This is a genomic window from Pseudomonas fluorescens (assembly GCF_019212185.1).
Classification (GTDB): domain Bacteria; phylum Pseudomonadota; class Gammaproteobacteria; order Pseudomonadales; family Pseudomonadaceae; genus Aquipseudomonas.
Window position 1 is genome coordinate 3,932,387 of record NZ_CP078138.1, and the last position, 21,143, is coordinate 3,953,529.

18 protein-coding genes are annotated in these 21,143 nt (G+C 62.7%); 13 read left to right on the plus strand and 5 right to left on the minus strand.

Features of this window, described 5'->3' with window-relative positions:
• The first annotated feature begins 30 nt into the window (after positions 1-30).
• The 7 genes from KW062_RS17530 (at position 31) to KW062_RS17560 (ending at position 8,356) form a co-directional block, all read left to right on the plus strand.
• Positions 31-1,146, plus strand: coding sequence for an ABC transporter ATP-binding protein (locus KW062_RS17530; RefSeq protein WP_051550469.1), 1,116 nt, complete (start codon positions 31-33; stop codon positions 1,144-1,146).
• Between the two features lie 92 nt (positions 1,147-1,238).
• Positions 1,239-2,282 carry an ABC transporter substrate-binding protein gene (locus KW062_RS17535; protein ID WP_105754588.1) on the plus strand — a complete coding sequence of 348 codons (1,044 nt, stop codon included), beginning with the start codon at positions 1,239-1,241 and terminating at the stop codon, positions 2,280-2,282.
• 15 nt (positions 2,283-2,297) lie between these two features.
• Positions 2,298-3,515 (plus strand): ABC transporter permease, encoded by a 1,218-nt coding sequence (locus KW062_RS17540; RefSeq protein WP_027616362.1) that lies wholly within the window; start codon positions 2,298-2,300, stop codon positions 3,513-3,515.
• Complete coding sequence (locus KW062_RS17545; RefSeq protein WP_027616361.1) at positions 3,515-4,312, plus strand: ABC transporter permease; 798 nt, start codon at positions 3,515-3,517, stop codon at positions 4,310-4,312. Before KW062_RS17540 ends, KW062_RS17545 begins: the two co-directional genes overlap by 1 nt.
• A 208-nt stretch (positions 4,313-4,520) precedes the next feature.
• Complete coding sequence (locus KW062_RS17550) at positions 4,521-5,852, plus strand: MFS transporter (protein WP_027616360.1); 1,332 nt, start codon at positions 4,521-4,523, stop codon at positions 5,850-5,852.
• Between the two features lie 25 nt (positions 5,853-5,877).
• Positions 5,878-6,972, plus strand: a complete 1,095-nt coding sequence (locus tag KW062_RS17555) for a class II histone deacetylase (protein WP_027616359.1) — start codon at positions 5,878-5,880, stop codon at positions 6,970-6,972.
• A gap of 157 nt (positions 6,973-7,129) precedes the next feature.
• Positions 7,130-8,356, plus strand: coding sequence for an OprD family porin (locus tag KW062_RS17560; RefSeq protein ID WP_027616358.1), 1,227 nt, complete (start codon positions 7,130-7,132; stop codon positions 8,354-8,356).
• Positions 8,357-8,407: 51 nt separating this feature from the next.
• Here the strand turns inward: KW062_RS17560 and KW062_RS17565 are convergent, their stop codons facing one another.
• The 4 genes from KW062_RS17565 to KW062_RS17580 form a co-directional block, all read right to left on the minus strand.
• Entirely contained in the window at positions 8,408-9,208 is an 801-nt protein-coding gene (locus KW062_RS17565; RefSeq protein WP_256350807.1) for an IclR family transcriptional regulator, read from the minus strand.
• Between the two features lie 76 nt (positions 9,209-9,284).
• Positions 9,285-10,625 carry an MFS transporter gene (locus KW062_RS17570; protein WP_027616356.1) on the minus strand — a complete coding sequence of 447 codons (1,341 nt, stop codon included), beginning with the start codon at positions 10,623-10,625 and terminating at the stop codon, positions 9,285-9,287.
• Between the two features lie 45 nt (positions 10,626-10,670).
• Positions 10,671-12,260, minus strand: a complete 1,590-nt coding sequence (locus tag KW062_RS17575; protein WP_027616355.1) for a GMC family oxidoreductase — start codon at positions 12,258-12,260, stop codon at positions 10,671-10,673.
• A 27-nt stretch (positions 12,261-12,287) separates the two neighbouring features.
• On the minus strand, positions 12,288-13,718 hold the full coding sequence (locus tag KW062_RS17580) for an NAD-dependent succinate-semialdehyde dehydrogenase (RefSeq protein WP_105754590.1): 1,431 nt from the start codon (positions 13,716-13,718) through the stop codon (positions 12,288-12,290).
• 182 nt (positions 13,719-13,900) lie between these two features.
• On the opposite strand from KW062_RS17580, the gene KW062_RS17585 reads away from it, so the two are divergent.
• Genes KW062_RS17585 through KW062_RS17600 form a run of 4 tightly spaced genes read left to right on the plus strand, consistent with a single transcriptional unit; the run spans position 13,901 to position 17,083 of the window.
• Positions 13,901-14,296: a cupin domain-containing protein gene (locus KW062_RS17585; protein WP_027616353.1), complete on the plus strand. Its 396-nt coding sequence runs from the start codon at positions 13,901-13,903 to the stop codon at positions 14,294-14,296.
• Complete coding sequence (locus tag KW062_RS17590) at positions 14,293-15,051, plus strand: HpcH/HpaI aldolase family protein (protein WP_027616352.1); 759 nt, start codon at positions 14,293-14,295, stop codon at positions 15,049-15,051. Before KW062_RS17585 ends, KW062_RS17590 begins: the two co-directional genes overlap by 4 nt.
• A gap of 27 nt (positions 15,052-15,078) precedes the next feature.
• Positions 15,079-16,011 carry a DUF6282 family protein gene (locus tag KW062_RS17595; RefSeq protein WP_027616351.1) on the plus strand — a complete coding sequence of 311 codons (933 nt, stop codon included), beginning with the start codon at positions 15,079-15,081 and terminating at the stop codon, positions 16,009-16,011.
• A 10-nt stretch (positions 16,012-16,021) separates the two neighbouring features.
• Positions 16,022-17,083 (plus strand): dihydroorotate dehydrogenase, encoded by a 1,062-nt coding sequence (locus tag KW062_RS17600; RefSeq protein ID WP_105754591.1) that lies wholly within the window; start codon positions 16,022-16,024, stop codon positions 17,081-17,083.
• Between the two features lie 392 nt (positions 17,084-17,475).
• On the opposite strand, the gene KW062_RS17605 is transcribed toward KW062_RS17600, so the two are convergent.
• Positions 17,476-18,441, minus strand: coding sequence for a LysR family transcriptional regulator (locus KW062_RS17605; RefSeq protein ID WP_027616349.1), 966 nt, complete (start codon positions 18,439-18,441; stop codon positions 17,476-17,478).
• Positions 18,442-18,737: 296 nt separating this feature from the next.
• Between KW062_RS17605 and argH the strand changes: the two genes are divergently transcribed.
• A complete protein-coding gene (gene argH / locus KW062_RS17610; RefSeq protein WP_105754592.1) occupies positions 18,738-20,165 on the plus strand; it encodes an argininosuccinate lyase in 1,428 nt (475 codons plus the stop codon).
• 90 nt (positions 20,166-20,255) lie between these two features.
• Positions 20,256-21,134, plus strand: coding sequence for an amino acid ABC transporter permease (locus KW062_RS17615; RefSeq protein ID WP_027616347.1), 879 nt, complete (start codon positions 20,256-20,258; stop codon positions 21,132-21,134).
• The last annotated feature ends 9 nt before the right edge of the window (positions 21,135-21,143 follow it).

Consider the following 21,143-nt stretch of genomic DNA (forward strand, 5'->3'; position numbering starts at 1 on the left):
CAGTCCTTGCGCCCACAGCCCGAGGTCGCCATGCCGCTACCGCAGGACCCTATTGCCGCCCCGGCCAGCGCCTCGACCGTGGTGCGTTTCGACGGCGTGTACAAGACCTACGACGAACGCAGCTGGGTGGTCGACAACCTCGACCTGGACATTCGCCAGGGCGAGTTCCTGTCCCTGCTTGGCCCCAGCGGGTCGGGCAAGACCACCACGCTGATGATGCTGGCCGGTTTCGACGCCCCGGATCGTGGGCGCATCCTCATGGATGGCCAGGACATCAGCGCCCTGCCCGCCTACAAGCGCGACATGGGCGTGGTGTTCCAGAGCTACGCGCTGTTCCCGCACATGAGCGTGGCGCAGAACGTGGCGTTCCCGCTAAACCTGCGTAAGGTACCGGCCGCCGAGGCCCGCACTCGGGTCAGTGAAGCACTGGCCCTGGCGCGTCTTGAGGGTTTCGAGGACCGTCGCCCCGGGCAGTTGTCCGGCGGCCAGCAGCAACGGGTCGCGCTGGCTCGGGCGCTGGTCTATCGCCCACGCATCCTGTTGATGGACGAACCTCTCGGCGCGCTCGACAAGGCGTTGCGCGAACACATGCAACTGGAACTCAAGGCCATCCACCAACAGTTGGGCATCACCTTCGTCTACGTCACCCACGACCAGGACGAAGCGATGACCATGTCCGACCGGGTGGCGGTGTTCAACGACGGCAAAATCGCCCAGATCAACGCGCCGCACCTGCTCTACACGCGGCCCTCGAGCCGCTTTGTGGCCAACTTCCTGGGCGAGACCAACCTGCTCGACAGCACGGTCATCGCCCGAACCGCCAGCCACGCCCAAGTGCGCCTGGATGAAGACGGCAGCACCCATGAAGCCTGCTGCGCCGATGCCAGCCTGGCCCCAGGCGATCGCGCGGCGCTGGCGATTCGTCCGGAAAACCTGCGCCTGGCCGCACCTGGCGAGCCCTCGATCAACGTGCAAGTGATCGACAGCATTTTCCACGGTGCCCACAGCCGCATACGTCTGCGCATGGCCCGAGGTGCGCAACTGTCGATGACCTGCAACCCAGCCAGTCTCGGACGCGCTGCCCCGCAGCCTGGTGAAACCCTGGCCCTGGCAGTGCCGGCGGAACAGGCCATGGTGCTGCGCTGACGTATTGCACGACCACACAACAACAAATAACGCATCGGCTCGACCTGCATCACTGCCAACCAATTCCAATTCCAAAGGCTGGGAGTCACACCATGATCAATCGTCACCGCTTCAGCACCCTCACCCTCTGCGGGCTCGCCCTGCTCGCCAGCGGCGCCCAGGCCCGCGACCTGACCGTTGCCTCCTGGGGCGGTGCCTATCAGGACGTGCAACGGGACATCTTCTTCAAGCCGTACACCCAGGCCAGCGGCAATAAAGTCGTCGACGACAGTTGGGAAGGCGGCATCGGACTGCTGCGCACCCGTGCCGAAAGCGACGACGGCGGCTGGGACCTGGTGCAGGTCGAAGGCGAAGACCTGGCACTGGGCTGTGGCGAAGGCTTGTTCGTGCCACTGGACGTTTCCCGCATCGGCGGCAAGGCCAACTATATCCCCGGCGCCACCAGCACATGCGGCATCGGTAATGCGGTCTACAACTTCGTCATCGGTTACGACACCAGCAAACTCAAGCGTGCGCCGACCGGCTGGAGCGACTTCTTCGACACCGCCACCTTCCCCGGCAAACGTGCTCTGCGCCAGGGCCCCAAAGGCAATCTGGAAGCGGCCCTGATGGCCGACGGCGTGGCCCCGGCCGACGTCTACAAGACCCTCGGCACGCCCGGCGGTGTCGAGCGTGCCTTCCACAAACTCGACAGCATCAAGGGCCAGTTACTGTTCTGGAAGGCCGGCGGTCAGCCGATGCAACTTCTGGCATCCGGCGAGGTGGCGATGACGACCTCCTACAACGGCCGGGTGACCAATGCCATCCGCCAGGACCACAAGCCGTTCGGGCTGGTGTGGAACCAGTCGCTGCAAACGATGGACAGCTGGGCAATCCTCGCCAACTCGCCCAACGTGGACAAGGCCTACGGCCTGCTCAAGGTGATGGGGGACGGCGAGAACCAGAAGCGTTGGCCAGCCCTGCAACCCACTGGCATCACCTCGCTCAAGGGCATCGCCGACACCGACCCGGCGGTAATGGTCGACTCGCCCAGTGCGCCACAGAACAGCGCCAACGTGCTGGTGCTGGATGACCATTTCTGGGTCGACCGCATCGATGAACTGAATGCCAAATGGACCGCCTGGGCGGCCAAGTGAGCCGGGGGAAATCACATGAGTGCTCTCGCCTTCGACAACGCCATCCCGGTGGTGGCGCGCAAGGATCGCGCCGCGCTGTGGCGGGCCTATGGCCTGCTGGCTCCGTTGGTGCTGTTCCTGCTGCTGACCTTCGTCGGCCCCATCGGCACGCTGTTGTGGCGCGCCGTGGCCGATCCGGAACTGACTGAAGCGTTGCCCGCCACGGCCCTGGCGGTTGCCAACTGGGACGGCACCTCGGCGCCGGACGAACGCCTGTTCGCGCCACTGGTGAAGGACCTGCGCCAGGTGCAACCGCGAGAGCTCGCGGCAGCAGCACGACGTCTGGCGTATGAGGCACCGGCACTGCGTGCCCTGTTGACCGCCGCGCGCCGTGAAGCGGCGCAACTGGACGGCACGGCGGCCTCGCTGCAGGCCCTCGATCCGCGCTGGCTGGACAACGCGACGTGGCAGACTTTCAAGCGCGCCACGGGGCCGGTCGGCAGCTATCACCTGCTGTCAGCGGTGGATCTGAAGCACGACTACCGCGATGGTTTGGTGGCCAAAGAGGAAACCGGGCTGTACCGGGCCATTCTCGGGCGCACCTTCGGCATTGCGGCAATCACCACGCTGGTCTGTGTGCTGCTGGCGTTCCCACTGTGCGCCTTCCTCGACAAGCGTACGCCGCGCACCCGCAACGCCTTGCTGCTGTTGATCCTGCTGCCGTTCTGGACCTCGATTCTGGTGCGTACCACTGCCTGGATGGTGTTGTTGCAGGACCAGGGCCTGGTCAACGCCTGGCTGCTGCGCCTGGGCCTGGTCGACAGCCCCTTGCACCTGCTCTACAACCGCTTCGGGGTGATCCTGGCGCTGGTCCACGTGATGCTGCCGTTCATGGTCTTCCCGCTGCTGGCGGCCATGGCCGGCTGTAACCGTTTGCTGGTGCAGGCGGCCTATTCCATGGGCGCGCGGCCATTGCGAGTGTTCTTCCAGGTCTACCTGCCGCAAGTGCTGCCAGGCCTGGCAGCCGGCGCGCTGATGGTGTTCATCGTCACCCTGGGCTTCTACATCACCCCCGCGCTGCTGGGCGGACCTGCCGACCAGATGATCAGCTTCTACATCGCGCAATTCACCACCGGCACCCTCAACTGGGGCCTGGCGTCAGCCCTCGGACTGATTTTGTTGGTAGCCACCACCCTGCTTTATCTGGTCCAGGCGCACCTGGCTCGGCGCGGCCACGAAGGAGCAAAACGATGATCCGCAATCCCAACCGCGGGCCACTGGCGTGGTTCGGCAATTTGAGCCTGTCGCTCAGTGGCGTGCTGGTGCTGGCGTTCCTGCTGCTGCCGATCCTGGTGGTCTTGCCGCTGTCGTTCAGCGACAACCGCTACATGTCGCTGCCGTTGGGCAGCTTCACCTTGCACTGGTACGAGCAGTTTTTCGGCTCCAGCCAATGGCTCGGCGCGCTGGCCAACAGCTTTGCCATCGCCCTGACCAGCACCGCCCTCGCGGTGTTGCTGGGGGGGCTGGCGGCGCTCGGCCTGCGTCACCCTTCGATGCCTGGCAAGCGGGTGATCGAAGTGCTGCTGATCGCGCCGATGATCGTGCCGGCGGTGATCGTCGGGGTCGGCATGTACTTCGTGTTCTCCAGTGCAGGTCTGACCCGCAGCTACCTGGGCCTGGTGCTGGCGCACACGACCCTGGCGGTGCCCTTCGTCATCGTCAACGTCGGTGCTGCGCTCGGCGGCTTGAACCAGCGCCTGTTGTGGGCGGCCGCCAGCATGGGCGCGACACCCTGGGTCACGCTGCGCCAGGTGACCTTGCCGCTGATTTCGCCGGGGCTGGTCTCGGGCGCCCTGTTCGCCTTCGCCACCTCGCTGGACGAAGTGGTGGTGACGCTGTTCCTCGCCGGCCCCGACCAACGCACCCTGCCGCGGGAAATGTTCACCACCGCCCGCGAAGCCCTGAGCCCGGTGCTGCTGGCCGCCGCGACCATCATGGTGCTGTTCGCCACCTTGCTGCTATTGCTCTCGCGCTCTCTATCCCGCCGCTGAACCTGGGGCAACGGCACGCCGTTGCCCATTCATCCCGTCAATCCTTGACATCCACTCGGAGGGCTTCTTAATATCGCGACCACACAGAGAAACAGCGTTTCGCAGAAAAAAACAAAATAGCGAAGTCCCGTTTTACCGCTCACTGCCCAAAAAAAGCTTTTTTGCCTGCCTTGCATGCAGGCTGCCCGATAATTCCAGAGAGCCTCTGATGAACCTCATTTCCCGCAACACCTTTGTCAGCGACCAGGATTGCTCGCTGTACAACCGCATCGCCTGGCGCATCTTGCCGTTCCTTTTCGTGCTCTACGTCGTGGCCTTCCTCGACCGCGTCAACGTCGGCTTCGCCAAATTGCAGATGGCCGCCGATGTGGGCCTGAGCGACATGGCCTTCGGTTTTGGCGCCGGGGTATTTTTCCTCGGCTACTGCCTGTTCGAGATCCCCAGCAACATGATGATGCAGCGTGTCGGCGCACGCTTGTGGATCGCCCGGATCATGGTGGTCTGGGGCATCATTTCGACCTCGATGATGTTCGTTTCCACCCCCACTTCGTTCTATATCCTGCGTTTCCTGCTCGGGGTGGCCGAAGCCGGTTTCTACCCTGGCATCGTGCTGTACCTGACGTACTGGCTGCCGTCCTATGCGCAATCCCAGGGCCTGGCCTGTCTGAGCCTGGGCGTGGGTTTTGCCGGCGTAATCGGCGGGCCGCTGTCGGGCTGGATCATGCAGACCTTTGCCGGCATGCACGGCCTGGCCGGCTGGCAATGGCTGTTTTTGCTCGAAGGCCTGCCGGCGGTGCTCCTCGGCATCGTGGTGTTCTTCTACCTCGATGACCGCCCCGGCAAGGTGCGCTGGCTGAGCGCCGCACAGAATGCCAAGGTGGTCGCCGACCTCGACCGCCAACGTCGGGAGCACGAGCAGGCGGGTGCCACCCACACCTTGCGTAGCGCCTTCCGCCACCGTGCGTTGTGGTGCCTGGTGTTCGTCAATTTCGCCCTGTTGTGCGGCACCTACGGTGTGTCGTTCTGGCTGCCGCAGATTATCCGCAATCTGGGTGAGCAGACCCTGTTGGAGACCGGCCTGTTGTCGGCTGTGCCGTTCGCCGTGGGCTCGGTGTGCATGCTGCTTGTCGGCAAGCATTCGGACCGTACCCGCGAACGCCGTTGGCACGCCTCGTTGTCGATCCTCGCCGCGTGCCTGGGCCTGGCTCTCAGCGCGACTTTCCACAACCAGCCACTGTTGTGCCTCGCCAGCCTGTGCCTGGCGATGGCCGGCAGCCTCTCGGCATTCAACGTGCTGTGGGCGATCCCCGGCACGCTGCTGACCGGCGCCGCCACCGGAGTCGGTATCGCCCTGATGACCACTGTCGGCAACCTCGGCGGCTACGCCAGCCCGTTCATGATGGGCTGGATAAAGCAGTCCAGTGGTCACCTGGAATACGGCCTGTTTATCCTCGCCGCCCTGAACCTCGCCGCCGCGTTGGTGATGGCCCGGGTGCGCTCCCAGGCTGGGCCCGTGGCCGCTGTTGGCACCGCAGGCTGAGCCTGCCCTGATACAAGGAATAGAAATGAGCAACAGCGGATTTTTTCACGATGAACACTGCTTCTGGCACAGCGGTGGCCTGTTCGCCCTGACCTTGCCCGTGGGTGGCTGGGTCGAACCACCGTCGGGTGCCGCCCACGCCGAATCACCGGAGTCCAAGCGCCGCCTGAAAAACCTGGTGGAAGTCTCGGGCCTGGGCAAGTCGCTGGTGCAGCGCGGCGGCGAGCCGGTGTCCATGGCGCAGATGCTCAAGGTGCACACGCCCGAGTACCTGCAGCGCTTTCGCCAACTGTGCGCCAACGGCGGTGGCCTGCTCGACCCGGGCGCACCGGTCGGCCCGGCCACCTATGAGGTCGCCCGGGTATCGGCAGGTCTGGTCAGTGCGGCCGTCAACCAGGTGCTGCAAGGCGAACTGGACAACGCCTACGTGCTCAGCCGCCCGCCCGGCCACCACGCCCTGCCCGATCAGGCCATGGGTTTCTGCTACCTGAACAACATCGCCATCGCCATCGAGATCGCTCGCGAGCAATTCGGCATCGAGCGTGTGGCGGTGCTCGACTGGGACGTGCACCACGGCAACGGCACCCAGACGATCTACTACGAACGCGACGACGTGTTGACACTGTCGATCCATCAGCAGCGCGCCTACCCCCGCGGCTACACCGGCGAACACGATACCGGCAGCGGTGCTGGAGCCGGGCTCAACGTCAATGTGCCCCTTCCACCAGGCAGCGGCCATGAGGCTTATCTGCACGCCATGCAACGCATGGTGCTGCCGGCGCTGGAGCGTTATCGCCCGCAACTGATCATCGTTGCCTGCGGTTATGACGCCAGCGGCGTCGACCCTCTGGGGCGCATGCTTTTGCACAGCGACAGCTACCGCGAACTGACCCGTCTGACCCGCGAGGCAGCCGAACGCCTGTGCGACGGCAAACTGGTGCTGGTGCACGAAGGCGGTTACGCCGAAGCCTATGTGCCGTTCTGCGGGTTGGCGGCCATCGAGGCGCTCAGTGGCATTCGCACCGACGTGCAGGACCCGTTGCTCGCAATGCTCGAGTCTCAACAACCCGACGCGCAAACCGTCGCCTTTCAGAAAACCCTGATCGACCAACTGGTGTAATCGGCCAACTAACCACTTCGGAGACAAATGCCTAACGAACAATTCCAATAATCCAATCGTCCGCCAACACACTTCCTGATTTATCGAACTTGAACCCACGGCCGTCATCGCCTTGATGACGGCCGTGCGCTCACGCACACGCCTGGAAAATAACTACATGAATGCTAAGAAGACCACATTGGCACTGGCTGTTACTTGCGCCCTCTCCTGCAATGCCATGGCCGACACGGGTGGCTTTGTCGAAGATGCGCACTTCTCGATAAAAGCACGCAACTTCTACATGAATCGCAACTTCCTCGACGACCGCACTTCACAGAACTACTCCGAAGAATGGGCGCAGGGTTTCATTGGCCTCTTCGAGTCCGGCTATACGCCGGGGACCGTTGGCTTCGGGGTGGACGGCATCGCCCTGCTCGGCTTGAAACTGGACACTGGCGGGGGGCGCAAAGGCGGTGGCACGCTGCTATTGGAGGAAGACAGCGACGGTGCCAAGAGCAGCTATTCCAAGGGTGGCGCTGCAGTAAAAGCGCGGTTCTCGAAAACGATCTTCAAGTTCGGCGAGCAACTGATGAACCTGCCGGTACTCGCCACCAGCGATAACCGTCTGTTGCCCGAAACCACCGAGGGCTGGCTGGTCACCAGCAAGGAAATCCCCGATCTGACGCTGCACGCCGGCCACTTCACGGCTTTGCGCAGCCGCGATCAGAGTGAACACGACAGCGGTGGCATGACCTCGCTGGACTTGTTCGGTGGCAACTACACCGTCAATAAACAATTGAACGTGCGCGCCTATCATTCCGATGTCGGGGATTACTGGCGCAAATATTACCTGGGCAGCACATTGGCGTTACCGATCAGCGAGGGTTTAGCGGCAACGTTCGATTTCAACGGGTATGACACCCAGAGTGAAGGCCGGCAATTGGGCGGCATCCTGGATAACCGTATCTGGAGTTTGTCGGCCGCATTGGCGGCCGGGCCACATACCTTCATGGTCGCCCATCAGCGGGTGACCGGCACCGGCAACTACACCTACGGTGTGGATGGCAACAGCACGGTTTTTTTGGCTAACTCCGTGCAATATTCGGACTTCAACTACGAGAACGAACGTTCGTGGCAGGCCCGTTACGACTTCAACTTTGCGGGCGTCGGCATGCCGGGCCTGAATTTCATGGGCCGCTACCTGCGCGGCACCGATTTCCATACCGCGCAAACCGACAACGGTCGCGCCTGGGAACGCGACCTGGAGCTCAAGTACGTGGTGCAATCCGGGTCGGCCAAGGACCTTTCCTTTCGCATCCGCCAGGCCAGTTTCCGCAGCCCCGATCGCGGGCTGAACTTCAACGAAGTGCGGGTCATTACCGAGTACCCGATCAACATCCTCTGAAGCGCCACCCACACAGGAGCCGGATCCGGCCCCTGCCATGACCGCCAGCGCCTAGAGGCGCTGGTAGGTTCCCGCATGTAAACGCTCGCTGATCTCCGCCGCCGCCGACTGCAACTCGCGCAACATTGCCGCCGGTGGTGGCGACGGGATCGCCGCGCTTGGCCCGACGATGCCGATGGTGCCGACGATCTGGTCGTTGTCGCGAAAAATCGGACAGCACACGGCGTTGATCCCTATGGTCACCTCGCCGTCCGCATCGTCATACAGACGCTCGCGAATCAGCGCCAGGCGCTGGGCCAACGCCTCCGGTTCGTGCAGGGTTACGGGCGTCAGTTGCGGCATCTTGCGGCGCATCACCCGTTGCTGGCTGGCGGTATCGGCGAATGCCAGTACCGTGCGGCCCTGAGCCGAACAATACGGCAGCACACGGTTGCCAGGTTTCACCGAAATGCACACGTTGGCCTTGGATTCGACACAGGACACCACCAGTGCCGTGTCGTGGGTGGCGACAGCGAGCAAGGCCGTTTGGCCGGTGGCATCGCGAATGCGGGTCAGGTAGGGATCGGCGATGGCGCGCAGGTCGAACTGTTCGCCAGCGGCTTCACCATAGGCCACCAGGCGCGAACCGAGCATGTATTTCTCGGTGGTCGGGTCCTGCTCGAGGATCCCCAACTGGCGCATCGAAGCCAGGTGCCGGTAGGTGCGCGGCTTGGCCGTTTGCAGCTGTTGGGCCAGCTCGGTGACCCCGAGCGGGCGCCGCGCAGCGGTCAGTTCATCGAGCAGGCGGAAGACCATCTCCACCGATTCGAGCAGGGCCGGACCAGTGGCAGGCTTTTCATCATCCTGGTTCAAGCGTTCACCTCGCATGGGGCTTTGGGGAAAGGCCCGATTGTATCGCTCGGCGAAACGCTTGTGTTGGTCTACGACATCAAATACTGGCAGGCTCCGCTGCAACCTTGGCGCGATCCTGTTGCGGCAGCTTCACCGAGAACATTGTGTAGGCACCCAGCAGGGTCATTACCGCCAGCACATACAAGCCGTACTCCAAGTGCCCGCTACCCTGCTTCACCCAGCCCATCATGAACGGGCTGGCGTAGCCGCCCAGATTGCCGATAGTGGCGATCAGCGCAATACCGGCCGCTGCCGCAGTACCGGTCAGCAATACGCCAGGCAAAGCCCAGAGCACGCAGAACCCGGCCAGGCCACCGGACATCGCCAGGCTCAAGCCGGCCAACGAAAGCACCGGCTGATCGTGGAAAAACGCCGCTATCGCCAGGCCCGCTGCCGAGGCCAGGTTGCACAGGGTGCCGTGCCAACGCCGCTCGCGGGTGCGGTCCGAATGTCGGCTGACCACCAGCATCACCACCGACGCGACCGCAAAAGGAATCGCTGCGATCAGGCCGGTGTGGGTCAGGCTCTTGATGCCCAGCCCCTGCACGATCTGCGGCAGCCAGAAGCTCACGCCATAAGTGCCGCACAACAAGGCAAAGTTCACATAGATCAATCGCCACAGGTCCTTGTTGACGAACGCCGCACGGAAGTTGTGCCCGGCCCCCGCGTGCTCCTGCTCCTGACGCTGCGCCGCCAGTTGACGCACCACCCGCTGGTTCTGTTCAGGGCTCAGCCAGTGGACATTGCCCGGACGATCATCCAGATAGAAGAACACCACGATGCCGAGAATCACCGCCGGCGTGCCCTCGATCAGGAACAACCATTGCCAGCCGGCAAGCCCATGGACGCCCGCGAAGGTCTGCATGATCCAGCCCGATAACGGACTGCCCAGCACTCCGGCCATGGCAATCCCCAGGTTGAACCAGGCCATGGCCTGGGAACGGGCATACGAGGGAAACCAGTAGGTCATGTACAACACCACCCCCGGATAAAACCCAGCCTCGGCCATGCCGAGCAGAAAGCGCATGACGTAGAACTGGTTCGGCGTCTGCACGAACATCATCGACACCGACAGGATCCCCCACATCACCATGATCCGGGTGATCCAGAACCGTGCCCCGACCCGTTGCAGCATCATATTGCTGGGGATCTCGCACAGGCAGTAGCCGATGAAAAACACCCCGGCGCCGAAGCCGAAGGCCATGTCGCTCAGCCCGATATCGGCCGACATCTGCAGCTTGGCAAAACCGACGTTGACCCGGTCGAGAAAGGCAATGATGTAGAGCACGAACAGGAACGGCAGCAACCGCCAGGCGATGCGGTTGTACAGCACGCTGTCCTGCTCGTTGTCGAACGTGTTACGGGCTATGAGCTTCATCGCAGTACCCTTTTTGTAATTGTTGTGTTGGTGAAGCGAGCCCTATCAGGCCTGAGCCGACAGGATGAAATCGGCGCAGCGCTCGCCGATCATGATGCAAGGCGCATTGGTGTTGCCACTGACGATCGTCGGCATGATCGACGCATCAGCCACCCGCAGCCCCTGCACGCCGCGCACGCGCAGTGTTGGGTCGACCACGGCGGCAGCGTCCGAGCCCATCCGGCAGGTACCGGCGGGATGGAATACGGTCTTGGCGACGGTGCGTACGTAGTCTTCGAACACCGTGTCGGGCACGTCGTCGCTTTCCGGCAGCATCAGCATGCGTTCGACCACATTGGCCAGTGCCGGCGCGCGCAAGATCTTGCGGGCCAGCTTCACTCCGGCAACCAGGGTGCGCATGTCCTCGGGATCACTCAGGTAGTTGGCGTTGAGCGCCACCTGCGCCAGCGGGTCGGCGCTTTTCAGGCGCAGACGGCCTCGGGAACGCGGGCGCAGCGCACAAGGGTTGACGGAAATGCCATGACCGGCCGGCGGCATGCGGTCGATATCGCCGACCAGTGCCGGCACCACATGAAATTGCACGTCCGGCCGACCACAGCCGGTGGCATCGACGAACGCTCCGCTTTCCACCACGTTGGAGCTCAGCAGGCCGTGGCGCGTGGCCAGGTATTTCAGGCCATGGCCGATGGCGCGCAGGCCACGGTCGTGCCCCAGCAGGCTCGACGGCTGGCGGGTCTGGGCGTAGACCGAGGCGCTGAGGTGGTCCTGGAAGTTCTCGCCGACTTCGGGGGCGTCCACCCGCACGTCGATGCCCATTGCCTGCAAATGCTCACGCGGGCCGATCCCGGAGAGCATCAGCAGCTTCGGCGAAGCGATGGCCCCGGCGCTGACGATCACTTCGCCACGGGCGCGGAAACTCAAGCCGCGGCCGGCCTCATCCTGTGCCTGCACGCCCACCACCCGCAAACCGTCGAACTGCAAACGGCTGACGTGGATACCCGTCATGACCTTAAGGTTGGGATTCTTGCGTAGCGGCCGCAGGTACGACACAGCTGAACTGGCGCGGCGCCCATCGGCGGTAGTGGTCTGGTAGAAACCGGCACCTTCCTGCCTGGCACCGTTGAAGTCATCGGTGGCCGGCACGCCCGCTTCGACAGCCGCCGTGACAAAGGCGCGACTGAGGAAATGCTTGTGCCGTGGGTCGCTGACCTTCAGCGGCCCCTGTTGGCCGTGCAATTGCCCACCCAGTCGGGCATTGGCTTCACAGCGGCGGAACACTGGCAGCACATCCGACCAGCCCCAGCCCTGGCAACCGGCATTTTTCCATTCTTCATAATCTTCGGCCTGGCCGCGAATGTAGATCATCGCGTTGACCGAGCTGCCGCCGCCCAGGGTGCGACCCTGGGGAATGAACACTTCGCGCTGGTTGACATGGGGCTCGGGCTCAGTGCGGTACATCCAGGTGCGCCGGGTGCCGTGCACGCGGATAAAGGTGCCGGGAATGTGCACGTAGGGGTGATTGTCCGCCGGACCGGCTTCGAGCAGCAGCACTTGCTTGCCCGCCTGGGCCAACCGTGCGCTGAGCGCACAGCCGGCCGATCCAGCTCCGATCACGATGTAATCGAAGGTTTCCATTCTTGTTGTTCTCTGGGTGAAGACGAATCAGCCGACCTGACTGACGAACTTGGTGGTGAAGTAGGCGTCCAGCCCTTCGCTGCCACCTTCACTGCCGTAGCCGCTGTCCTTGACGCCACCGAACGGCGTTTCTGGCGCGGCGAGGCCAAAGTGGTTGATCGAGACCATGCCCGACTGCAACTCGTCGGCCAGCAATGTGGCGCGCTGCACCGAACGGGTGAAGGCAAATGCCGCAAGGCCAAATGGCAGGCCGTTGGCCTTGGCGATTACTGCTTCCAGGGTGTCGAAGGCTACGATCGAGGCAATCGGCGCGAACGGCTCTTCGCTCATGATCCGGGCGTTTTCCGGTACTTCGGTTAGCACGGTCGCCGGGTAGTAAAAGCCTGCGCCCTCGCCGCCCTGCCCACCGAGGCGCAGTTGCGCGCCGACGGCCAAAGCGTCGTCGACATACTCCTGGGCCGCCGTTACCCGACGCGGGTTGGCCAGGGGGCCGAGTTGGGTGCTCGCGTCCTGGCCATCGCCGAGCTTCAGGCTGGCGCTGACGCGACAGAAGGTTTCGACGAAGCGCTCATAGACGCTGGCCTGCACATAGAAGCGGGTTGGCGACACGCAGATCTGCCCACCGTTGCGGAACTTGAGGTTGGCCCCCAGGGTGGCGACCGCGTCAACGTCGACGTCGTCGCATACGATAAACGGAGCATGACCACCCAGCTCCAGGGTGCAGCGCTTGAGGTACTGGCCCGCGAGGGCACCGAGCGCACGGCCGACCGGCACGGAACCGGTAAAAGACACCTTGCGGATGATCTCCGAGCGGATCAACTGATCCGACACCTCTGCCGGCACACCGAACACCAGGTTCAGCACGCCCGCAGGCACGCCGGCATCCTGAAAGGCACGGCACAGTTCGATGCACGAAGACGGCGTTTCTTCCGGGCCCTTGGCGATGATCGAGCAGCCGGCTGCCAATGCACCGGCGATCTTGCGCACCAGTTGGCTGACCGGGAAGTTCCATGGGCTGAACGCCGCGACCGGGCCGATCGGCTCGCGCAGCACCATCTGCCGTACGCCGCTGGCCCGCGCCGGGATCACCCGGCCGTAGGCGCGACGACCTTCTTCGGCGTACCAATCGATATGGTCGCCGGCGCCAAAGGCTTCCATGCGCGCTTCAGCCAGGGGCTTGCCTTGCTCGAGGGTGATCAGTGCGGCGATCTCGTCGGCACGCTCGCGCACCAGATCCGCAGCGCGGCGCAGCACTTTTGAGCGCTCATAGGCCGACGTCTTGCGCCACACCTCGAAGCCGCGTGCGGCAGCAGCCAGCGCGCGATCCAGATCGGCGGAACTGGCCAGGCTCAGCTGGGCGATCACCTCGCCGTTGGCAGGGTTGAATACATCGGCGCGGCGCGGGTGATTGCCGGCTGACCACTGCCCGTCGATCAACAGGGATTCTATGACTCGCATGGACGGCACTTCCTTTAATTTGTTTCTTTTGTAGAAACGTTGTTTTTTTGTACGACACAATCCTAGGGTCGACAAGGAACCGCTGTCAAGGTCGAAAAAGTCACTTGACCGGGCCCCGAACGCCAGCGTAGGTTTATCTCACAACGAAACAGCATTCTTATAAAAGAAACGGAGATACCCCGATGAGTCTCGCCCAGGCCCTGCTTCACAACTGGAATGACCTGCCCCGCGAAACCGTGCGCAAAGGCGTCGAGCGCGTTGCCTTTCGCGGCGACGACACCTTGTGCGTGATGAACTGGCTGACCCCGGGGATGGACGTGTTCCCGCACAGCCACACCTTCGAGCAACTGGTGATCATCGTGCAGGGCCGGGTGCGCTTTCACCTGGACGACGAAGTGGTCGAAGGCGGCCCGGGCAGCATGATCCGCATCCCGCCGCACGTGGTGCATTACGCCGAGCCGCTGGGCGACGAAGTGGTGATGAACCTCGATGTGTTCTCGCCAATCCGCGACGACTACCGCCATCTGATCGACTACCAGGACGCGGAATTCACCCCGGCCAAAGGCGAGCCGGCATGAACTTCACCAGCCGTCTGCGCCAGGGCGAGCGACTGCTCAGCACCTTTATCAAGACGCCCAGCCACGCAGTGATCGAAATTGCCGGCGACTCCGGACTGGACGCAGTAGTGCTCGATGCCGAGCACGCGCCGTTCGATGCCGCCGCCCTCGACATCAGCCTGCTGGCCTGCCGTGCGGCCCGCACCGCAGGCCTGGTGCGGGTGCCGGACAAGCACCCCGCGACATTGCAGCAGGCCCTGGACCTGGGTGCCGACGGCCTGGTATTGCCGCACATCATCAGCGCCGATCAAGCCAACGCGGTGCTGCAGGCGCTGTACTACCGCAACGGCAGCCGGGGTTTCTCCAACTCGCCCCGCGCCGGTGGCTACGGCCGCGCCAGTCTGCCCGAGCATCTGCTGGCCGAGGATGGCCGCCATGCGGTGATCGCCCAGATTGAAGATCGCGAAGCGTTGGACCACCTTGACGAACTGGCGCGCATTGAGCGCATCGACTGCTTGCTGGTCGGGCGCGCCGATCTGAGTGTTTCCCTGGGTGCCGAACAGCTGGACGACCCTCGGGTCGAGGACGCCGTCAGCCGTGTGCTCGACGCCGCCGAGACGGCCGGCAAACCCACCGGCATGTTCGTCGCCAACCTCGAAGACCTCGAACGCTTCGCCGCGCGCGGCGTGAGCTTTTTCATTCTCGGTTCCGACCAGGCGCTGCTGCGCGCCGGCTGGAGCCAGCACGTCCGTCAATTCCACGGGTCGGCCCGCTGACCCGCACCACAACAAGAGAGACTTTCCATGAATGCCATCATCGACACCCCAATCAGCGCAGAACGCCAGGCGCACATTGCCGACCTGCTCAAGGGCGCCATCGACCTGCATTGCCACAGCGGCCCGTCGGTCATGCCGCGTTACTGCGACCACGTCGAAGCCATGCGCGAAGCGTCTGAAGCGGGCCTGAAGGCTGTGCTGCTCAAGGACCACTACTACAGTTGCACGCCAGTGACCCACCTGTTGAACAAACACTTCAGTGAACTGGACGTGCACATGCTGTCCGGCGTACCACTGAACAACTCTGTCGGCGGGCTGAATGTTCATGCCGTGGAACATGGCCTGACCCTCGGCGCAAAACTGGTCTGGATGCCGACGTTCTCCTCGGCCAACCACATCGCCCATCACCAGCAGGATAAGAAGTTCGTCGAGAAATTCCCGCAGACCACCCAACGCATGCTGCAACCCATTCCGCTGACCGTGCTCGACGATGAAGGCCGCCTGAAAGACGAGGTCAAGGCCATCCTAGACCTGATCGCCGCAAAAGACGTGGTGCTCTCGGCAGGTCATCTGAACATCCGCGAGGTCTGGCCGCTGTTCGAGGAAGCACGCCTGCGCGGGGTCAAGCGCCTGCTGGTCAACCACCCGACCTACGTGGTGGACGCGACCCTGGACGACATGCGTCAACTGGCCCGCGACGGCGTGTTCATGGAGCACTCAATGTGCATGTGGGTACCGGGGTCCAAGTTCAAGTTCTACGACGACACCTTCCTGCGTGAAGTAATCGAGGCCGGCACTGTCGACCTGACCATCCTCGGCTCCGACCTGGGCCAGCAAGGCAACCCGGGCATCGCCGACGGCTTTCGCAACGTGATCGGCCAGTTGATCGACCTGGAATTCAGCGATGCGGACATCCGCAAGATGACCTCCGGCAACGCCGCCCGCCTGATGAATCTGTGAGGCTACAGACATGACACGCCTGATAACCACCATCGGCCAACTGACCCTGAAAAACCCGGTGATCTGCGGGGCCGGTGAGCAGACCATGACCGCCGACGCCATCCGCGCCGCACTGGCCAGCGGCGCCGGTGCGGTAGTGGCCAAGTCCACCAACGAATCGACAGCGGCCAAGGAGCAACTGGACAAGACCGACTACGTATTGCTCGACGCCCAGTGGAACCACCTGCCCTGGAACTTCCAGCCGCCGGCCGACGCCAGCCTGTTCGGCCGTTCCGGCCTGGTACAGCGTGACTTCGAGGAATGGCTGCAGGAACTGGCGATGCTCGACCGCGAAGCCCGCCTGCAGGATGCCTACGTCATTCCCAGCCTGATCCTCAGCGATCTGGAACAATGCGCCGCATTCGCCCAACGCATCGAACAGGCCGGCCTGCGAGTGCTGGAACTGAACATCGGCGCACCCCACGGCGAAGAGGCCGCCAAGGGCGCCATCGTGCTGGAACGAGGCGCGGCGCGAATCGAAGCCATCGTGCGCCGCTTGCGCGAAGCAACCACCCTGCCCCTGTGGATCAAGCTCACCGGGCAAAGCGAAGATGTGGTTGGCCTCGCGCAGGCAGCGCGTCGAGGCGGAGCCGATAGCGTGGTGATGATGGGCCGCTTCATGGGTTTTCTACCCGACCTGGAAACCGGCCTGCCCTTGCTCGGCACCAGCGCCGCGATCGGTGGCGCCTGGGCACTGCCACTCACTGCCCGTTGGGTGATGCAGACGCGCAGGGCAATGGCCGACGACTACCCACTGATCGCCACCAACGGGGCACGCAGCGGCCTGGATGTCGCGCGCTTCCTATTGGCCGGGGCTTGCGCCACCGAAATGACTTCGGCGGTGTTCACCGGGGGCTATGAGGTGTTGAGCAATGCCATCGAGGAGCTGGATGCGTACGTGGCGAAACGCGGATCGACAGTGAGTGAGTTGTTGGGCAGTGCGGCGGATAAGGTGCAGACCTATCAGCAGCAGCCCAGCCGCGAAGGTTGGTGGGAGCAATTTGCCCCAAAGTGCCCAGGGTTTCCCGCCTGAAGCGCCTGGCGCGGGAGATCACTGAAAGCTGGCGTTTGCTGTCGCCCTGAGCCGAGTTTCTGGAACGGTGGCTGCACGCACGACCCGCGTCGTGCGGGATAGTAAATTCGCCAAGGCGAGCAAGTTTTTAATCAATATTGAGTAAAACTTGCAACCGGTCATCATCGAGTCGATCCAGGGACTGCGAAGTGTGCGGCGCCTGCTGGTGTGATGTTCGATCGAAGCGAATATCCCGCTCTTCACTGCACGCCACTGGGAACTCTACAAGTAATACTGAGCGGACATTTCGATAAAACGGTTCGGTGTTATTGAAAGTGCTGAAACGCTTAACCCAGGTCAATCATCCGCATTGACTGCCCGTTTTCGTATTTGACGTTCAATGCGCTGAACAATCAAACCGAGGCTTTTAAATCCACGCCCAGTGCCTGGACAAAGGCCTTCACCAAAGGGCTGCGTACCGTGTTATGGCGCAGGATCAGACTGAACGGCGTGACGATGTTGATCAGGTTCGGGCACACCGCGCGCAACTCCCCCTGCGCGACCATCGGGGCGGCATAATGCTGCGGCAGGAAACCCACGAAACGCCCCGTTTTGATCAGCAGCGCAACGGCCTCCACCTGGGTGGCCGAAGCGGAAAAGCTGTCGTAGTGGGCAAATTCCAGTTTGTCACGATGAATCGCGTAGCGATGGTTGATGCACTGGTAATCCTTGAGTACGTGACTCCCCAGATCCGCGTCCGCCATGGTGAACAGCGGGTGGCCGAGCGCGCAATAAACCTCCGAGCGTTCTTCGTATAGCGGGTAGTAATCAAATTCTTCACGCTTTTGATAAACCGGCACAACTCCCGCCACTAACCGCCCTTCCACGACACCTCTTTCAACCTCATCAAGTTGCGCGGCCTGAAGTTGAAACCTCACCTTCGGAGACTCTTCGTTCATACGCCTAAGCGCGGCAACTAACGGTGATTTTTCGTCTGTGATCGTATTATCAATTACCCCTATACCAAGATCCCCGACAAGTTCGTTTTGCGCCGAACTAAGCCGGTCGCGAAAGTTATCGACCGAGGCAAATAAGTCTATCGACGCCTGATACACCAGACGCCCCTCCTCGGTCAGGTGAAAGCCCTCTCGACCCCGCGTACAGAGGCGCATACCGATGCGAATCTCCAGGTCGGAGATCTGCTTGCTGATGGCTGCCAGCCCCACATTCAGCTCATTTTGCGCGGCACTGAAGCCTCCTGCCTCGACCACGGCCTTGAACACTTTGAGCAGTTTGAAGTCCAGCCCGCTGAGGGCCAGCGGTGCCCGTTGCAGCGCTTTCGGCGGCGGGTTTCCGGAATTGGAAAGTGGGGTTTCCATAATGCTTATTTACCTCTGGCGCTCTATTTATCAATCTGTGCTCAACAACAAAAACATAGCTGGCCTAATAATAATGAACACAGAAAACCGGGCTTGGCAACCGCCAATAAATCCCGAACATCAGTGCCAAATCGCTGATCTCAAAACATTAAAAGCTGACACTTCGATCAGTTCTCTCTCCTTTGCAACTGCCCTCCTGAAAACTGCCCTGGCCTGATTTCGCTCGCTGACTTTTCAGCGACATAGCGGCCTGGCACACCCCCTTTCAGTTCGCGTTACCGACGAGGAAAACAACAATGTCTCAAACCACCGACCGTCTCTGGGGTGCTCGCTTCAAGAGTGGTCCTTCGCAAGCCTTGGCCGCCCTCTCCCGCTGCCCCGAGCGCTACTTCCGCCTGACGCCGTATGACCTCGCCGGTTCCAAGGCCCATGCCCGGGAATTGCAGCGCGCAGGCCTGTTGAGCGAGCAGGAAACCCGCAACATGCTCGACGCCCTGGAGCAGATTGGCAGCGATTTCCGCGCCGGCAGCATCGCTCCGACCCTGGACGACGAAGACGTCCACACCTTCATCGAACGCCTGCTGACCGAACGCCTCGGCGCCCTGGGCGGCAAGCTGCGCGCCGGCCGTTCGCGCAATGACCAGACAGCCAACGACCTGCGACTGTTCCTGCGTGATCACGTCCGCACCCTGGCCGTCGAAGTGCTGGCCTTGCAACAGGCGCTGGTGAACCAGGCCGAACAGCACGTCGAGAGCATCTGCCCCGGCTTCACCCACTTGCAGCAGGCGCAGCCGATCGTGTTCGCCCATCACCTGCTGGCCCACGCCCAGTCTATGCTGCGCGATGTACAGCGTCTGGTGGACTGGGACGCGCGCACGTCGCTGTCGCCACTCGGTGCGGCGGCCATGGCGGGCTCGGCCATCGCCCGCCTGCCACAGCAATCCGCGCAGGAAATGGGTTACAGCGGGGTGTGCGAAAACTCCATCGATGCCGTCGCCAGCCGCGACCACGTTGCCGAATTCCTGTTCATCTCCAGCATGCTCGGGGTCAACATTTCCCGCCTCGCCGAAGAATTCTGCCTGTGGTCATCGCGGCAATTTCGCTGGATCGCGCTGGACGATGCCTACGCCACAGGCAGCTCGATCATGCCGCAGAAGAAGAACCCGGACATCGCCGAACTGGCACGGGGCAAGGCGGGTCGCCTGATCGGCAACTTGACCGGTCTGCTGTCCACCCTTAAATCCCTGCCCCTGTCGTACAACCGCGACTTGAGCGAAGACAAGCATCACGTGCTCGACAGCGTCGACACCCTGCTGCTGGTGTTGCCGGCGATGGCCGGGATGGTCGCGACCATGACGGTCAACGTCGAAGAACTGCGTCGCCAGGCGCCAATGGGTTTCACCCTCGCCACTGAGGTCGCCGATTGGCTGGCGGTGCGCGGCGTGCCGTTCAAGGAAGCCCACGAAATTACCGGCGCGCTGGTCAAGGCCTGTGAGCAACACGACATTGAACTGTGGGAAGCGTCCCCGGCGCTGCTGGCCGAGATCGACCCACGCCTGACTCCCGAAGTCCGCGACAGCCTGACCCTGGAGGCCGCCATCGCCGCCCGCAGTGGCTGGGGCGGCACCGCGCCGCAGCAGGTGCGCGAGCAGATCGGCCGCCTGAAAACCGCCCTCGCCGCGCAACAGCAGTGGACCGAAAACTACCAGGGCTTCCGCCTCTAACGGCCGCCACACAAAACCCTGCAGGAGCTGGCTTGCCAGCTCCTGCACGGATTGTATTTAACCTGAATCACCCGTGTACGGAGAAACACCATGAGCCAGACACAGGCACAACGACTCCAGGCGGAGCGCAAGCTGGCGGAAAACCAGTTCGATATCACCCAGTATCAACACGTACCACGGCGCTACTACGGACGGATGTTTTTCGCTGCGGTCATCGTCGTCGCCCTGCTGGGCCTGGTGCAGGCCTTCGCCGAGGGCAAGATCGAATGGTCGTACATCGGCCAATTCCTCACGTCTCAGGCGATTATGTGGGGCTTGCTCAACACCATCGTCATGGCGGTACTGGCCATGGCGCTGGGCATCGTGTTCGGCGTGATCACCGCGATCATGCGCATGTCGGCCAACCCGATCCTGCGCTATGTGGCACTGACCTACACCTGGCTGTTTCGTGGCACGCCGTTGATCCTGCAACTGCTGTTGTGGTTCAACCTGGCGCTGATTTTCCCCACCATTGGTATCCCCGGGGTGTTCGAACTGGACACCGTGAGCCTGATGACGCCGTTCGTGGCGGCCCTGCTCGGCTTGAGCATCAACCAGGGCGCTTACACCGCTGAAGTGGTGCGTGCCGGCCTGCTGTCGGTGGACACCGGACAGTACGAAGCCGCCAAGTCGATCGGCATGCCGCGCCTGCAAGCGCTGCGCCGGATCATCCTGCCCCAGGCCATGCGGATCATCATTCCGCCGGTGGGCAACGAGTTCATTGGCATGGTGAAAATGACCTCGCTGGCGAGCGTCATCCAGTATTCGGAACTGCTCTACAACGCCCAGAACATCTATTACGCCAACGCCCGCGTGATGGAGCTGCTGATCGTTGCCGGTATCTGGTACCTGGCCACCGTCACCGTCCTGTCCTTCGGTCAAAGCCGTCTGGAGCGTCGTTTCGCTCGCGGCGCCGGCAAGCGTTCTTGAGGAGTTGAA

Excerpts from the sequence above, each read along its gene's own strand:
- KW062_RS17530 (WP_051550469.1), top strand. The coding sequence starts at position 31 with ATGCCGCTACCGCAGGACCCTATTGCCGCCCCGGCCAGCGCCTCGACC.
- KW062_RS17535 (WP_105754588.1), top strand. The coding sequence starts at position 1,239 with ATGATCAATCGTCACCGCTTCAGCACCCTCACCCTCTGCGGGCTCGCC.
- KW062_RS17540 (WP_027616362.1), top strand. The coding sequence starts at position 2,298 with ATGAGTGCTCTCGCCTTCGACAACGCCATCCCGGTGGTGGCGCGCAAG.
- KW062_RS17550 (WP_027616360.1), top strand. The coding sequence starts at position 4,521 with ATGAACCTCATTTCCCGCAACACCTTTGTCAGCGACCAGGATTGCTCG.
- KW062_RS17555 (WP_027616359.1), top strand. The coding sequence starts at position 5,878 with ATGAGCAACAGCGGATTTTTTCACGATGAACACTGCTTCTGGCACAGC.
- KW062_RS17560 (WP_027616358.1), top strand. The coding sequence starts at position 7,130 with ATGAATGCTAAGAAGACCACATTGGCACTGGCTGTTACTTGCGCCCTC.
- KW062_RS17570 (WP_027616356.1), bottom strand. The coding sequence starts at position 10,625 with ATGAAGCTCATAGCCCGTAACACGTTCGACAACGAGCAGGACAGCGTG.
- KW062_RS17575 (WP_027616355.1), bottom strand. The coding sequence starts at position 12,260 with ATGGAAACCTTCGATTACATCGTGATCGGAGCTGGATCGGCCGGCTGT.
- KW062_RS17580 (WP_105754590.1), bottom strand. The coding sequence starts at position 13,718 with ATGCGAGTCATAGAATCCCTGTTGATCGACGGGCAGTGGTCAGCCGGC.
- KW062_RS17585 (WP_027616353.1), top strand. The coding sequence starts at position 13,901 with ATGAGTCTCGCCCAGGCCCTGCTTCACAACTGGAATGACCTGCCCCGC.
- KW062_RS17590 (WP_027616352.1), top strand. The coding sequence starts at position 14,293 with ATGAACTTCACCAGCCGTCTGCGCCAGGGCGAGCGACTGCTCAGCACC.
- KW062_RS17595 (WP_027616351.1), top strand. The coding sequence starts at position 15,079 with ATGAATGCCATCATCGACACCCCAATCAGCGCAGAACGCCAGGCGCAC.
- KW062_RS17600 (WP_105754591.1), top strand. The coding sequence starts at position 16,022 with ATGACACGCCTGATAACCACCATCGGCCAACTGACCCTGAAAAACCCG.
- KW062_RS17605 (WP_027616349.1), bottom strand. The coding sequence starts at position 18,441 with ATGGAAACCCCACTTTCCAATTCCGGAAACCCGCCGCCGAAAGCGCTG.
- argH (WP_105754592.1), top strand. The coding sequence starts at position 18,738 with ATGTCTCAAACCACCGACCGTCTCTGGGGTGCTCGCTTCAAGAGTGGT.
- KW062_RS17615 (WP_027616347.1), top strand. The coding sequence starts at position 20,256 with ATGAGCCAGACACAGGCACAACGACTCCAGGCGGAGCGCAAGCTGGCG.